This window comes from Natrinema sp. H-ect1, assembly GCF_041821105.1.
Taxonomy (GTDB): domain Archaea; phylum Halobacteriota; class Halobacteria; order Halobacteriales; family Natrialbaceae; genus Natrinema; species Natrinema thermotolerans.
Map to the genome: position 1 here is coordinate 231564 of NZ_JBGUBA010000001.1, position 14639 is coordinate 246202.

Sequence of the window (14639 nt, forward strand, 5' to 3'; positions counted from 1 at the left end):
ATGAGCACGCAACAAGCCGAACCCGAGAGCCAGGAAGCACCGGAAGATCCGGCGATGAAAGGCGCGGAGTCGCTGGCAGCCGAAGAGCAGAACGGCGGCGGGATGGTCGACGAACACGCCGAGAAGGCCGCCGAACTCGGGGGGGAGACGGTCCACATCAAGGTGTTCCGCTACGACCCCGAAGTCGAGGGGAAACAGGAACCACGCTTCGACGACTTCCACGTCCCCTTCGAGAAGGGGATGACAGTCCTCGACTCGGTCATGTACGCCCGCGACGAGTACGATTCGTCGCTAACCTTCCGTCACTCCTGTCGACAGGCCGTCTGTGGCTCCGACGCCTTCTTCGTCAACGGGAAGCAGCGACTGGGCTGCAAGACCCAGATCTCCGATCTAGAACAGCCGGTCCGCATCGAGCCGCTGCCCCATCAGGAGGTCGTCAAGGACCTGGTCGTCGACATGGACCACTTCTACGACCAGATGCATACGGTCGAGCCGTACTTCCAGGACGAGGACACGCCGCCGGTCGATGACCTCGAGGAACAGCGCCAGAGCCAGGAAAACCGCGAGAAGATCAAGATGTCCTCGCGGTGTATCTGGTGTGGCGCGTGTATGTCCTCGTGTAACATCGCGGCCGGCGACAACGAGTATCTGGGCCCGGCAGCGATCAACAAAGCCTACAAGTTCGCGATGGACGACCGCGAGGGCGAGGAGATCAAGGAGCACCGACTCCGCATTCTCGAGCAGGAACACGGCGTCTGGCGGTGCCAGACCCAGTTCTCCTGTACCGAGGTGTGTCCGAAGGACATTCCGCTCACCGAGCACATTCAGGAGCTCAAGCGGGAGGCAGTCAAGAAGAACCTGAAATTCTGGTAACCATGTACGAACACGACGTCATCGTGGTCGGCGCTGGCGGCGCCGGCCTCCGAGCCGCGATCGCAGCGCACGAAGCGGGAGCCGACGTGGCGATGGTCACGAAGCTCCACCCCGTCCGCAGCCACACCGGCGCGGCCGAGGGCGGCATCAACGCCGCACTACAGGAGGGCGACGACTGGGAACTCCACGCCTACGACACGATGAAAGGCTCGGACTACCTCGGCGACGCACCGGCGGTCGAGACCCTCGCCCAGAACGCCCCCGAGGAGACCATCAACCTCGAACACTGGGGGATGCCGTTCTCCCGCGAGGACGACGGCACCGTCTCCCAGCGTCCGTTCGGTGGCCTCTCTTACCCCCGGACCACCTACGCCGGGGCGGAGACGGGCCATCACCTGCTGCATACGATGTACGAACAGGTCGTCAAACGGGGCATTCAGGTCTACGACGAGTGGTACGTCATGGACCTGGCGACGACCGACGAGGACGACCCCAACGACCGCGAGTGTCACGGCGTCGTCGCCTACGACGTCCAGTCGGGCAACATTGAAGGATTCAAGGCGAACAACGGCGTCGTCCTCGCGACCGGCGGCCCCGGCCAGGCCTTCGACCACACCACCAACGCCGTCTCCTGTACCGGCGACGGCCACGCGATGGCCTACCGTGCCGGCGCGCCGCTCGAGGACATGGAGTTCATCCAGTTCCACCCGACCTCGCTGCCCTCGACGGGGGTCCTGATCTCCGAGGGTGTCCGCGGGGAGGGCGGCATTCTCTACAACAGCGAGGGCGAGCGGTTCATGTTCGAGTACGGCTACGCGAACAACTCCGGCGAACTCGCCAGCCGCGACGTCGTCGCCCGCGCGGAACTCACCGAGGTCGGCGAAGGACGGGGCGTCGACGACGAGTACGTCCACCTCGACATGCGCCACCTCGGTGAGGAGCGCATCATGGATCGGCTGGAGAACATCCTCCACCTCGCGGAGGACTTCGAGGGCGTCGACGGGCTCGTCGAGCCGATGCCGGTCAAGCCCGGCCAGCACTACGCCATGGGCGGCATCGAGGTCGACGAGAACGGCCAGACCTGCGTCGACGGCCTCTACGCGGCCGGCGAGTGTGCCTGTGTCTCCGTCCACGGCGGCAACCGACTCGGCGGCAACGCCCTGCCGGAACTGATCGTCTTCGGCAAGCGCGCCGGCCAACACGCCGCCGGCGAGGACCTCGGCGAGCCCGAGATCCGGACCGGCTACGGCGACGACGTCGAGGACGAAACCGACACCGAACTACCGGTCGCACCCGGCAAAGCGGGCCTCGAGACCAGCGGGAGCGTCGCCGCCGACGGCGGGATGGCCACCGACGCCGAGGGTGTCCTCCAGCGAAAGGTCGAAACCGCCCGCGAACACGTTGACACCCTGATGGACAAGGACGACGGCGTCCAGCACGCCGAGATCCGCGCGAAACTCCAGCAGGCGATGACCGACTACGTCAACGTCTTCCGGACCGAGGAGGGCGTCAAGAAGGCCCTCGAGATCATCCGGGAGTGTCGCGAGGAGTACCAGGACGTCTACGTCGACGACCCCTCGCGGACGTTCAACACCGACCTCCAGCAGACCATCGAGACGCGCAACCTGATCGACGTCGCCGAGACGATCGCGCTCGGCGCCCTGGTTCGCGACGAGTTCCGCGGCGCTCACTGGCGCAAGGAACACCAGGAACGCAAGGACGAGGAGTGGCTCAAGCACACGCTGATCTCGTGGGACGACGGCTCGCCGTCGATCTTCTATCGCCCCGTGATCCTCGAGGGCGAGAACAAGACCTACGAGCCGAAAGAGCGCAGCTACTGACCGCGCCGTCGCCGTTTTCGCCGCGTAATCCGGCCGCCTCGAGTAGAACCGTTTATTGCTGTCCCGACTAATGGCGACGTATGGGAACTGTTTCGCTGCTCGGCGTCGCCGCGGCCTTCCTCGGCGGCTCCGTCCTTGCCGGCCCGCTACTGTTCGTAGCGGTCGTGTTCTCGCCCGCGGCGTTTCTTCTAGTGCTTTGGGTACTCATGCGGTTCGTCCTCAGTACCGAATCGACGGCCTGACGCCGCGGTCCCCCGCCGCTCGGTCGAACCGCTACAGCCCCAGCACTTCGAGCAGGTCGACGCCGACGCCGGCGCGTTCGACCACCCTGTAGTCGAGGTAGATCCCGATGATCCCCATGATACCGGGGAGTTCCGGCGGCGCCGGAATCGGGACGTTGAGAAATCGGAACAGCGCACCGGTCACCAGCCCGGTCAGCAGTGCGAGGGCGGTAAGCTGGGTCGACATCTCCTATTACTCGCGAACCCGGCCACAAAAGCAGTCCGTCCGTCTTCAGCGGCCGCGGTGACTTCGTCACCCGCTACCACTACACACTACTACGACGATCGCCTACACTCGAGATCGCGCGATCGCGACCCCGTCAGTCGGTCTGAACATACTTTCGACCATCGACGTATGCTATATCGACAGTAGTGGCGGCCGCTCGTCGTCGCAGTTTCGACAATCGTTGTAGACGACATTTATTATCGTCGAAAAATACAGGGTTCAGTATGACACGAGCAGCGACGACGACACCGGCCGTATCGATTCCGACCGACCTCGACTCCGCCCGTGCCAAACTGGTCTACCTGTATCTCGCCGCGACCGACGGTGCGACCGCGGACGACCTCTGTGACGACCTCGCCGTCACGAAAGGGACCGTCCTCTCGATCACGGGGACCCTCCGGGATCGGGGCTACCTCGAGCGACGGGACGGCCGGTTCGAACTCGCGTAACGGACGCTCGGCCACATCGACCGGCCGGGAGCGAGGGCCGAGCGTTGCGAGGACCTCGCGACCCGGGGAAGGGCAGGCGTTTTCCCGTTACTTACCGCGAGCGAACCCGAAGGGTGAGCGAGCGGGCCGACGACTGATGTGAAGGCCCGCTATGCGGGCCGGAACGGAAGGAGGAGTGCTTTTGATCGAAATTTTACCGAGGGACATCGCGGTCGCGATCCCGCGACCGCGATAGACCGCAGCGTAAAATTTCGTTAGAGTTCGATCCGCTCGACCAGCCGCTCGTGGTTTTCGTTCGTGTTGACCGCGACGATGCGGATCTCCTCCTCGAGCCCCGAATCCTCGAGTTTCGCTTTGAGGAGGTTGTCGACCTGGTAGACGCCGGCGGCGTTGGTCATCGCGATTTCGACCATCACGGGCGTCGTATCGCCGGGCTGGAGCGAGACGCGTTTGATCGCCTGACTCGAGAGGGTATTGATCCCACGGCCGCCGTGTTCGTAGGGGATCCGCGAGCGCCCGCTTTCCATGTCCAACGCGTCGGCGACGCGGATGACGCCGGCCTCGGTCGTCAGGGGCGTCTCGGCGGTGTGATGACAGAGGATCGCGTGGAGGATCTCGCCTTTCATCCGGACGCGATCGGCGACGTCGTAGAACTCCGGGAGGATCCGTTCCAAGATGTCGGCGGCCAGCGGGATCGAGTAGTAGGCGTGGCTATCGCGGTGGACGACGTGGCCCACGTCGTGTAAGGTCGCCGCCAGCGCGATGATGACCGCCTCGTCTTCCTCGGCGAGCCCTTGCTGGCGCGCGCCGTTGAAGTCGACGTCGCCGGCCTTGAGCAGATCGTAGAGACACAGCGCCCGGTTACGGACGATCTCGATGTGTTTGGTGCCGTGATCGTTGTACCGCATCCGATCGACCGCATTGATGTTTTGGGCCTCGAGATAGGCCGCGATTTCCTCGTCGGTCTCGACGAACTCGAGGACGCGGTTCAGTTTCCCGTCGGGAAAGTGGTGGTCGTCGTCTGGGGTGTAGACATGGTAGGGCTCCTCGGCGGCGGCAGAATCACTCATACGTACTCCTCGGTTGCTGACTAAAAAAGCCCTGCGACGGTCTCGGGTTCGTTACGACAGGTCCTCGACGGCGGCCTCGACCTCGTCGTAGTCGGGCTCGACGCCGGGGTCGTCACTGACCCACGAGTAGGCGATCTGTCCGTCGCCGTCGACGACGAATACCGACCGCTTGGCGACGCCGTGGACGCCCAGGTCGGCGAAGTCCATCGAGAGATCGTACTCGTCGACGATCTCCTTGTTGTAGTCGCTGATGAGGCCGAACTCGAGGCCGTTCTGCTCGCGGAACTCGTTCAGGGTAAACGGCGAGTCGCGGCTGACGCCGTAGACGGCGGCGTCGAGGTCGTTGAACGCGGCCAGTCGGTCCTGGAACGTACACATCTCGGTGGTACAGACACCGGTGAACGCGCCGGGGAAGAAGGCGAGGACGATCGGTGCCTCGTCCTCGAGGCGCTCAGAGAGCGTGAACTCTTCGATGTCGCCGTTTGCGAGCGGTGCAGTGAAGTCGGGTGCGGCGTCTCCGGTTGCTGCCATCGTTGTAATCGTTACGTACAAACCGGAAAGACAGTTTCGCTCCCGGACGGGACGTGGATCGATCCGAGCGAGGCCCCGTCGCGGTCGGCGACGGAAGTTGAGTGCGGCGTCGGCCGGCCCGGCTCGCGTGGAAATTCCGAACTGTGCGCTCAGACGGACTGTCGCGCCCGCATGCTTACCTTAGTGCTCCAAAAAGGTTATAATTGCCAGCGGGTAAGCTACGCATAGAGATGGTAGCCGAAATCACACCGCTGTTCATCCCCGGCGGCATGGGGCCTCCGGAACTCGCCATCATCCTCGTCATCGCGGTCTTGCTCTTCGGGGCGAACAAGATCCCGAAGCTCGCGCGATCGACCGGCGAGGCGATGGGTGAGTTCCAGAAGGGCCGCGAAAAGGTCGAATCGGAACTCGAAGAAATGCGCGAGGGCGGCACCGTCAGTGAGGGCGAGACCACCGACGACGAGGAGTTCGTCGACACCGAGCCCGTCACCACCGAGGACGAGACGACCACCGAGTCTGGAACCGAGACGGAGACCAACTAACGTTCTTTTTCCGCCGGGGCGTGTGGCCTAGCGGACAGGGCAGGAGGTTCCTAACCTTCTGATCGTGGGTTCGAATCCCGCCACGCCCATACAGCGAACAGGGAGTGAACCGCCACGCCTGCCGTTCACGTCCTCGAGGCGATCCCGGTCGAAATCGATCGCCAGTCGCACCTCGACGGCCGACTCTCGAGGCGACGACACGGGAGGGATTCGGCCCGTGACCAACGAGTCCGTCCCTAGCCGATCGTGCCACTCGAGAGGGCGGCAAGCGGGGTCCGACGGGGGTCGGACGAAAAGCGGCGCAGCGAACGGCCTGTCAGTGGTCGGCGCTTCGTTCCCGGTTCGGATCGCCAAAGCGGGTCAGCGGCTCGAGTTCCTCCTCGGGGACGTCTTCGAAGGCGGCGCGAGCGATGACTCGGCGGTGGACTTCGTCGGCACCGTCGACGATGCGGAACTGGCGGACGGATTCGTAGAAGTCCGACAGCGGGAGGTCCTTCCCGATGCCGTTGGCACCGCAACACTGTACCGCGAGGTCGATGGCGTCTTGGGTGACGTTGGCCGAGAAGACCTTACACATGGAAACGGGGATGCGGGCCTCGTCGCCGGCGGCGATCCGGTCGGCGGCGTCGCGGATGCCGGTCCGGGCCATATGGAGTTTCGTCTCGGCGTCGGCGATCCGGTGTCGGAGCGACTGCTTGTCCGACAGCGACGAGTCGAAGCCGCGTCGTTCGCTGATGTAGGCCTTCGCGATGTCCAGCGATCGCTGGGCCATCCCGGAGTAGCGCATACAGTGCGTGAGTCGGGCGGGACCGAGCCGTTCCTGTGCGTGGGTAAAGCCCTCGTTCAGTTCGCCCAGCAGGTGTTCCTCGGGAACGCGGACGTTCTTGTATCGGATCTCGGCGTGGGACGTGCCGTGATTGCCGCCGCCCATGTGTGGGACGTCGCGGATGACCTCGACGCCGTCAGCGTCGGCGGGAACGAGAAAGAGCGAACAGGCCTCGTAGGGATGAGCCTCGGGGTCGGTTCGGGCGAGGACGATCAGCACGTCGGCCTCAACGCCCTGCGTCGTCCACCACTTATGGCCGTCGATGACCCACTCGTCGCCGTCTTTTTCGGCGGTCGTCTGGATCATCTTCGGGTCCGAGCCCGCACCCTGCATCGGCTCGGTCATCGAGAAGCCGGACTTGATCTCTCCCTGGACGAGCGGCTCGAGGTAGGTCTCTTTCTGTAACTCGTCGCCGGCCAGTTCGAGTAGGTGCATGTTCCCTTCGTCGGGAGCGTCGACCCGCATCGCGATCTGGCCGAGCAGACTCCGGCCCGCTTCTTCGAAGGCCGGGAGCGAGTCGCGGAAGGAAAGCCCCATGCCGCCGTACTCCTCGGGGATCTGTGGTGCGTAGACGTCGTACTCGCGGGCGGCCTCGCGGAGTTCCGCGATGGTACCGCTCGAGACGGCCATCCCCCCGGCTCGTTCGCGTTCGATCGGCAGGACGACCTCCTCCATCAAGTCGTTGGCACGCGATGCGACCTCGCGTGCTTGGTCACTGTCATTGTAGCGCATAGTTGGGATACCCCCGATCGACGGCTAAGGGTTTGGAGAACACCCACGCGATCACAACTACCCCCGTGATTTTTGATGAAAGATTGCGGGAGCCGAACGTGATCGGCTCGTGAGCAGGGTATCGGCCTTACGATCGGCCGAACGGCGGGAGCGGGGAGTTATCGAGCCGTCCAGCCGCCGTCGGCCGCGAGGACGGAGCCGGTCACGTAGCTGGCGGCGTCGCTCGCGAGAAAGACGACCGGGCCGGCGATCTCCTCGGGATCGGCGAACCGATCCAGCGGTGTGCGGTCGATGATCGACTGGCGGAGCCGATCGTTCCCCTCGAGGTCCGCGGTCAGTTCCGTCGAGACGTAGCCCGGTGCGACGGCGTTGACCCGGACCTCGGGTGCCCAGTCCAGCGACATGCTCTTGGTCAGTCCGACCAGTCCGTGCTTCGAGGCGACGTAGGGGTGTTGGCGCGGCAGGCCGACCAGCCCGCCGACGCTGGCGACATTGATTACCGAGCCGCCGTCGCTTGCAAGGAGGTGGTCAGCGGCGGCGTGGGTGACCTCGTAGGCCCCGTTCAGGTTGACGTCTAACACCCGATCGAGGCTCTCGGTCTCGACGTCTTCGGGCCGGCCCAGCGCATCGTCGGGATTGAAGCCGGCGTTGTTGACGACGACGTCGACGCCGCCGAACTCGGCGGCGGCTCGGTCGATCACGTCGCCGACGGCATCGGAGTCGGTCACGTCCGCAGGGACGGCGAGGGCGTCACCACCAGCGTCCTCGATGTCCGCCGCCACGGTCTCGATCTCGTCCGTCGATCGGGCGCTCGGGACCACTGCCGCGCCCGCGTTCGCCAGCTCGACTGCGATCGCGCGGCCGATGCCACGGCCGCCGCCCGTTACCACTGCGACTCGTCCCTCGAGATCGAAGAGTTCGCTCATCGGTCCCCCGTTTCGTGGGTACCCACGTCAAGCTTTTCGCGCGGCCAGGCGGCGATTGTCGTTTTCCCCCGGCAGCAAGCCTGTCAATAACGGAACCTAAATCCTCCTCGAGCGAGCCGTAATCGATAGAAAACGGCGGGACAGTGGATTATCAGAACTGGTAATGGGCGGATGAATTTTTTGAGGGGTGAGCGTTCGTGTAGGGGCAATGGCTATTGACGAGGCCGACCAATCGGACGCCGGGGACTTTTCTGAGGGGGAGGCGTCCGACCCTGCGTCGGAGGACGAGCCGTCGGAACGGGACTCGCGTGTCCGTGTCGGCGAGTACACGTGGGAAGCGTTCATGGAAGAACACGGGCACGGGGACGAAGTCGCCGACCTGTACCCGGACGAACCCGAGGGTGACGACCAGCTCGGGCTCGACACCGACGAGGACGTGAGATCGGTCGTCCCGAGCGGGGACGACTGGAACGACGTCGAGTTCGACCCCGAGGAATACCTCGGCCACCACCCCGACGACCTCGACGAGACGGTCCTGCCGACCGCGGGGGACAACGGCGAGGCGATCTGGGACGCCTACTGGGAGTACGCCAACCCCGAGACGACACCGGTCGTCAAGGATACCTGGACGTGGGAACACTACAAGTGGGAATACTACTACGAGGACGACGGCAGCCGGCCGCGGGATTCCGACGGTGAGATCGTCCGGCACGACCGGGAGGAGGCACTCGGTTTCGATCCCGAGACCCTCGAGAACCGGCTCGCGGCGGGCAACGACGCCGCCTTGGAACTCGACGACCTCATCGAGGAACGGACCGTCAACATCCAAGACGAGATCGACGAAGACGAGTTCTTCTCGACGGCGGCGGGCAACACGACCGTCTCGAACCGATACGACCTCGAGAAAGCGGTTCCATTCGAGAAGAAGACCCACTTCCGCGAGGTCGAGCGCTACTGGGTCAACAAACCCTACGCCTTCGTCGTCATCTTCCATTCGGAGAAGGAAAACGAGAAGAAGTACTACATGGTCGAACCCTACCAGAACGAGATCGAGACGGAACTCAAGGAGTTCCTCTCGGGCAAACTCAGGACGGCCATCAAGTACTCCGAGGACGGGATCAAGGAGAAAGCGACCGAGGACGGCCGGCGCACGGTTATCGAGGACGAGACCCGGCGGCTGCTCAAGCGCTATGACCTCTTCGAGGCCACGTCGGACGAGACGGCAAAGAGCATCCTCGAGACGCTACAGGGGCTGCTCGACGACGAGGACGAAGCAGCGGAAAGCGAGGACGACGGGCCCTCGCAGCTACAGGGGATCGAGGTCCGACCGGAGCCGGCGATTCTGGCCGACGATCCGGACACGCTAAGCGAGTATCAGGTCGAGAAGCTACTGTACCTGCTCAAACGCGACTTCATCGGCTACGAACGGATCGACGGGATCAAACACGACATCAACGTCGAGGACATCTCCGTCGACGGCTACAACTCGCCGGTGTTCGTCTACCACTCCGAGTACGAACAGATCATCTCGAACATCTACCACGGGAAGGACGAACTCGACGATTTCGTCGTCAAACTGGCACAGCGCTCCGGGAAAGGCATCAGTAAGCGACTCCCACAGGTCGACGCGACCTTGCCCGACGGCTCGCGCGCCCAGTTGACCCTCGGCAAAGAGGTGTCCGACCACGGGACGAACTACACTATCCGCCAGTTCAAGGACGTCCCCTTCACGCCGATCGACCTCATCAACTGGAACACCTTCTCGCTCGACGAGATGGCCTTCCTCTGGCTGGCCATCGAGAACCACAAGAGCCTGATCTTCGCCGGCGGTACTGCCTCGGGGAAGACCACCTCGCTGAACGCCGTCTCGCTGTTTATCCCCAGCAGCGCCAAGATCGTCTCCATCGAGGACACCCGCGAGGTCGAACTGCCACAGCGCAACTGGATCGCCAGCGTGACCCGCCCCTCGTTCGCCGACGACGAGCAGGGCGACGTCGACGAGTTCGACCTGCTGGAGGCCGCGCTCCGACAGCGCCCCGACTACATCGTCATGGGTGAGATCCGCGGTGAGGAGGGTCGAACGCTGTTCCAGGTCATGTCGACCGGTCACACCACGTACACGACCTTCCACGCCGACTCCGTCGACGAAGTCCTCAAGCGGTTCACGACGGACCCGATCAACGTCTCGAAGACGATGTTCACCGCCCTGGACCTGGTCTCGATCCAGACACAGACCCGAGTACAGGGCCGGAAGGTCCGCCGGAACAAGTCCCTGACCGAGATCAACCACTACGAGGCCGAACACGACGAGATCAACGTTCAGGACGTCTACCAGTGGCAGGCCGAGACCGACGAGTTCCTCAAAATGGGGGACTCGAACACCTTAGAGGAGATCCAGTTCGACCGCGGGTGGAGTACTGAAAAGCTCGAGGAGGAACTGTTCAAACGCGAGATCATCCTCGCCTATCTCATCAAAAACGGACTGAACACGTACGCACAGGTCGCCGCGACCGTCCAGGCCTTCATCAACGATCCCGACACTATCCTCACGCTCATCGCGAACGGGCAACTCGAGGACAGCCTCGAGGACCTCCGCGAGATGGAGAGCGTCCTGATCGACGTCGACCCGGAGAAAGAGGAACTGGTCCCCCGGCCGGAGGCGACCGACGAGACGTACAACCTCTCGATGGACATCCTCGAACGGGCCGAAGAGTCGGTGTTCGAGGAGTACCGCGGCGAAGTGCCGAGTGGGCTCGCGAGCGCGCTCGGCGACGTCGAGGAGGAAAGCACGATCGAGGTCGACCGAGCCGACAGCGAGGAGTTCGAGTTCGCAGGCGACGTCGACGAAGGCGTCAATGACTCGGAGTGGGAACTCGGCGACAGCGACACGGAATTCGCCGTCGAGGGTGACGACGGGACCGCCGACGAGCCGGCGTGGCTCAGCGAAGACACCGGCTTTGCGATCGGGGGCGACGACGGCGGAACCGCGACCGGCGGCGACAGTGTCGAGGCCGACGCGGCCGGAGCCGCTGCGGATCCGGCTTCCGATACCGGTGAAGCCGCCGAACCCGGGCCGAGTACGGACGAGTTGGAGACGGCCGATGACAGTACCCCCTCGAGCGGGAACTCGTCGGTCGCTGCCGGGGCCGACACCGAGGCGTCGACCGCGGACACCGGACCGGATCGCTCCCGAACCGCGAACCAGTCTGCCGATGCCGGCAGCGCGATAGCGGGGGAAGAAGCCGACGACTCGACGGTGATGCCCACCGAAGACGCTGGAGACGGCGATCTGGGCGGTTTATTCGACGACATGGGTGAGACGATCGACGACCTCGGAGAGCCGACCGGCTCCGGCCGACCGGCCGTCGAGGACGGGACCCCCGCGGGCCGACCCGACACCTCCGGCTTCGATTCGATGTTCCCCGAGGACGATCTCGACTCGATCTTCGATCCGGAATCGGACGACGGTGAACGCCGTGAGGGCAACGCACAGATCGACGATCTCTCGGACGTCCCCGAAAGCGACACCGCGTCCGCCGCATCGACACCCCCCTCGAGCGACGCGGGCCCGGACGGGACGGCCGACCGTTCGCCGGCCGATCCAACGGCCACGGAGTCGACGGACGACGGTCGCGAACCGGCCGTGGAAGGGACGGCCTCGAACGAGACGCCCACACAGTCAGGCGGGGCCGAAGCCGACGGGGCGTCACCGTCGGAGCCGGAGCCGCCGACGATCGACCTCAGCGAGCCCTCGTCGGATGACGAGGGGGAGAGCGACGGGACGTCAGCGACCGATGCCGTCGATGCGGGGAGCGACGACGAGCCTGCGACTACGGACGACGAGTCCGCGGACGCAACGGCGGTCGAACCGCCGACGATCGAGATCGACGAAAGCGGTTCTGACCCGCCGGACGGGACCGATAACGACGACGGAGACGAAACCGCTTCCGGCTCGACTGCCACGGATGTGGACGACGGGCCCAACACTGGCTCCGGCGTCGACGAAGCACTCGAGTCGCCGGACGAGACGGCGTCGTCAACGGACGGATCGACGCCGACCGACCGGTCTGCCGGGGGTGACGACTCCGCGACGGACGAGGACTCGATCTTCGGCGGTGGGTCGGATTCGATCTTCAGCGACGAGGCCGACGACGACGATAGCGACGGCTCGCTCTTCGACGGCGGGGGCGACGACTCGATCTTCAGGGATGAAGAAGACGAATCGGGCGACGACGATACCGGCATCTTCGATGCCGACGACGCGAACGAGGACGGTGACACATGAGCCTCCAACGGGACGACAGTAGCGGGACGGGGATGTCGGCGGGTTCCGACGCCCTCGGTGATCGGTTCTATCCGCTCTACGACTGGCTGTTCGGCGAGGAAAGCGAGTTCGTCGCGGACATCGAGACGAAACTCGCACAGGCCCGGATGACCGACACGGTCGAACTCTACCTCTCCCGGGCGCTCGGTATCGGATTCATCAGTGGGCTGAGCCTCTGGCTGATCGGCCTGATGATCGGCTACGGCCTGGTCGCGCTCGGATTCATCGCGAACGAACCGCTGATCGGGATCCCTGTCGGGACCGGCCTCCTGCTCGACATCATCAACCTCCTCCGAATTCCCGCCGTCATCTTTTTCGCCGGTCTCCTTTTCGGCTCGATCGGCTTCGCGTTCGGGTTCGGCTCGATGGTCGCGATCCCCTACTCGCGGGCCTCGAGCCGGAAACGCGAGATCAACATGCTGTTGACCGACTCGATTTCCTTTATGTACGCCCTCTCGGTCGGCGGCCTGAACCAGCTCGAGATCATCGAGGCGATGGCCGAGGCCGACGACACCTACGGCGAGGTCGCCCGTGAGTTCCAGAGCATCGTCAAGGAGACCGAGTACTTCGATATCGACTACCGGACGGCGATCCGCAAGCAAGCACTCGAGACGCCGAGCGACGACCTCTCGCAGTTTTTGACCGACATGCTCTCGATCGTCAACAGCGGCGGTGACATGGAGAGCTTCCTCGAGGACAAGAAGGAAAAGCATATGCGGACCGCCAAGCAGGAACAGGAGCTGACCCTCGAGACGCTCGAGCTGTTCGGCGAGATGTACATGACGCTGTCGCTGTTCCCGCTGCTGCTGATCATCATCATGGTGATCATGCAGATGATCCCGAACGCCGACGTCTCGGATCAGATGCTGTATATGGTCGTCTACGGCCTCATTCCGATGATCGGTGTCGGGTTCATAGTTCTGGTTTCGACGGTCAAGCACGACGAACCCGGTGACGGCTATCTCACGATGGGCAACACCGACCAGCGGACCGAAACGGGACAGGAGGGCGGCCTGCTGAGTCTCGGCCTCGTCGAGCAGTTCACCGGTCGCCACAGCGTCTTCGACCGGATCAAGAACCGCGAGGGGACCCACGAGACGATCGAAGTCCTGCGTCAACCCCACATCTTCTTCCGAGACCATCCGCTGGTCACTCTCGTACTGACCCTCCCGCTTGCGCTCGTCATCGTCGTCACGGCGCTTGTAAACGGATCGGCCCCGACCTCGTGGGACGAGATGCTCGAGGCCCCGATCTGGGGGACGTTCATCTATCTCTACGTACCGCTGTATATCACGGCGCTGCCGCTCTCGATCTTCCGGGAGTGGAACGTCCGGCACCGAAACGCCGTCGTCAACAAACTCTCGGAGGACCTTCGAAAGCTCTCGAGTTCCAACGACACGGGGCTGACGCTGCTGGAGTCGCTCAAGGCCGTCTCGGACACCACGAGCGGCAAGCTGGCCCGCGAGTTCGAGATGATGCACACGAAGGTCAACTACGGGATGAGCCTGACGGAGGCGCTCATCGAGTTCAACAACAAGTACCACATTCCGCGGCTGGCCCGGACGACGCGGCTGATCACCGAAGCCCAGGAGGCGTCGAACCAGATTTCGGACGTCCTTCGGACGGCCGCCACCGCCAGCGAGAACCACGACGACATCGAACGCGAGCGCAAGTCCCGTACCCGCATGCAGATCGTGATCATCATCATGACGTTCATGACGGTGCTTGCGGTGATCGCGATCCTCAAGACCCAGTTCATCGATACGATGGCTGGGCTCGAGACCGGCGGAAGCGGTGGCGGTGGCGGTGGTGGTGGTGGCGCGATGCAGGGCGCGAACCTGAGCGAGAACATCGACGTCAACATGCTGTCGGTGTTGTTCTTCCACGCGGTGACCCTGCAGGCGATCATCTCCGGCTTTATCTGTGGCTACATCCGGGACGCGGACCTACTGAGCGGCCTGAAGTACGCGGTCGGACTGTCCGCAGTCGCACTCATCGGCTGGACGCTGGTGGCCTAA

12 protein-coding genes and 1 tRNA gene are annotated in these 14639 nt (G+C 64.0%); 8 read left to right on the forward strand and 5 right to left on the reverse strand.

Going from position 1 to position 14639, the window contains the following annotated elements:
• The 3 genes from ACERIM_RS01185 to ACERIM_RS01195 all read left to right on the forward strand — a co-directional run bounded on the left by ACERIM_RS01185 (position 1) and on the right by ACERIM_RS01195 (position 2956).
• Positions 1 to 873: a succinate dehydrogenase/fumarate reductase iron-sulfur subunit gene (locus tag ACERIM_RS01185; RefSeq protein ID WP_373630810.1), complete on the forward strand. Its 873-nt coding sequence runs from the start codon at positions 1 to 3 to the stop codon at positions 871 to 873.
• 2 nt (positions 874 to 875) lie between these two features.
• A complete protein-coding gene (locus ACERIM_RS01190) occupies positions 876 to 2714 on the forward strand; it encodes an FAD-binding protein (protein ID WP_006648998.1) in 1839 nt (612 codons plus the stop codon).
• An 80-nt stretch (positions 2715 to 2794) separates the two neighbouring features.
• Positions 2795 to 2956 (forward strand): hypothetical protein, encoded by a 162-nt coding sequence (locus tag ACERIM_RS01195; protein WP_158413748.1) that lies wholly within the window; start codon positions 2795 to 2797, stop codon positions 2954 to 2956.
• Positions 2957 to 2987: 31 nt separating this feature from the next.
• Here the strand turns inward: ACERIM_RS01195 and ACERIM_RS01200 are convergent, their stop codons facing one another.
• Positions 2988 to 3182 (reverse strand): XapX domain-containing protein, encoded by a 195-nt coding sequence (locus tag ACERIM_RS01200; RefSeq protein ID WP_373630812.1) that lies wholly within the window; start codon positions 3180 to 3182, stop codon positions 2988 to 2990.
• A gap of 263 nt (positions 3183 to 3445) precedes the next feature.
• Between ACERIM_RS01200 and ACERIM_RS01205 the strand changes: the two genes are divergently transcribed.
• Positions 3446 to 3670 carry a MarR family transcriptional regulator gene (locus tag ACERIM_RS01205; RefSeq protein WP_373630813.1) on the forward strand — a complete coding sequence of 75 codons (225 nt, stop codon included), beginning with the start codon at positions 3446 to 3448 and terminating at the stop codon, positions 3668 to 3670.
• Between the two features lie 254 nt (positions 3671 to 3924).
• Here the strand turns inward: ACERIM_RS01205 and ACERIM_RS01210 are convergent, their stop codons facing one another.
• Entirely contained in the window at positions 3925 to 4740 is an 816-nt protein-coding gene (locus tag ACERIM_RS01210; RefSeq protein ID WP_373630815.1) for an HD domain-containing protein, read from the reverse strand.
• A 51-nt stretch (positions 4741 to 4791) separates the two neighbouring features.
• On the reverse strand, positions 4792 to 5271 hold the full coding sequence (locus ACERIM_RS01215) for a redoxin domain-containing protein (RefSeq protein WP_006181837.1): 480 nt from the start codon (positions 5269 to 5271) through the stop codon (positions 4792 to 4794).
• A 230-nt stretch (positions 5272 to 5501) separates the two neighbouring features.
• Here ACERIM_RS01215 and ACERIM_RS01220 point away from each other — a divergent pair, with 230 nt between their 5' ends.
• Together ACERIM_RS01220 and ACERIM_RS01225 are read left to right on the forward strand one after the other, a co-directional pair.
• A complete protein-coding gene (locus ACERIM_RS01220; RefSeq protein WP_049964492.1) occupies positions 5502 to 5813 on the forward strand; it encodes a twin-arginine translocase TatA/TatE family subunit in 312 nt (103 codons plus the stop codon).
• A 16-nt stretch (positions 5814 to 5829) separates the two neighbouring features.
• Positions 5830 to 5902, forward strand: a tRNA-Arg gene (locus ACERIM_RS01225).
• Between the two features lie 227 nt (positions 5903 to 6129).
• Here ACERIM_RS01225 and ACERIM_RS01230 read toward each other — a convergent pair.
• Positions 6130 to 7371 (reverse strand): acyl-CoA dehydrogenase family protein, encoded by a 1242-nt coding sequence (locus ACERIM_RS01230; protein ID WP_049964493.1) that lies wholly within the window; start codon positions 7369 to 7371, stop codon positions 6130 to 6132.
• Between the two features lie 158 nt (positions 7372 to 7529).
• The gene (locus ACERIM_RS01235; protein ID WP_006649006.1) at positions 7530 to 8297 is read right to left on the reverse strand and encodes an SDR family NAD(P)-dependent oxidoreductase; all 768 of its coding nucleotides are present in this window, start codon (positions 8295 to 8297) and stop codon (positions 7530 to 7532) included.
• A gap of 208 nt (positions 8298 to 8505) precedes the next feature.
• Between ACERIM_RS01235 and ACERIM_RS01240 the strand changes: the two genes are divergently transcribed.
• Together ACERIM_RS01240 and ACERIM_RS01245 are read left to right on the forward strand one after the other, a co-directional pair.
• Complete coding sequence (locus ACERIM_RS01240; RefSeq protein WP_373630818.1) at positions 8506 to 12582, forward strand: ATPase, T2SS/T4P/T4SS family; 4077 nt, start codon at positions 8506 to 8508, stop codon at positions 12580 to 12582.
• A complete protein-coding gene (locus tag ACERIM_RS01245) occupies positions 12579 to 14639 on the forward strand; it encodes a type II secretion system F family protein (protein ID WP_373630820.1) in 2061 nt (686 codons plus the stop codon). The genes ACERIM_RS01240 and ACERIM_RS01245 overlap by 4 nt, the downstream gene beginning before the upstream one ends.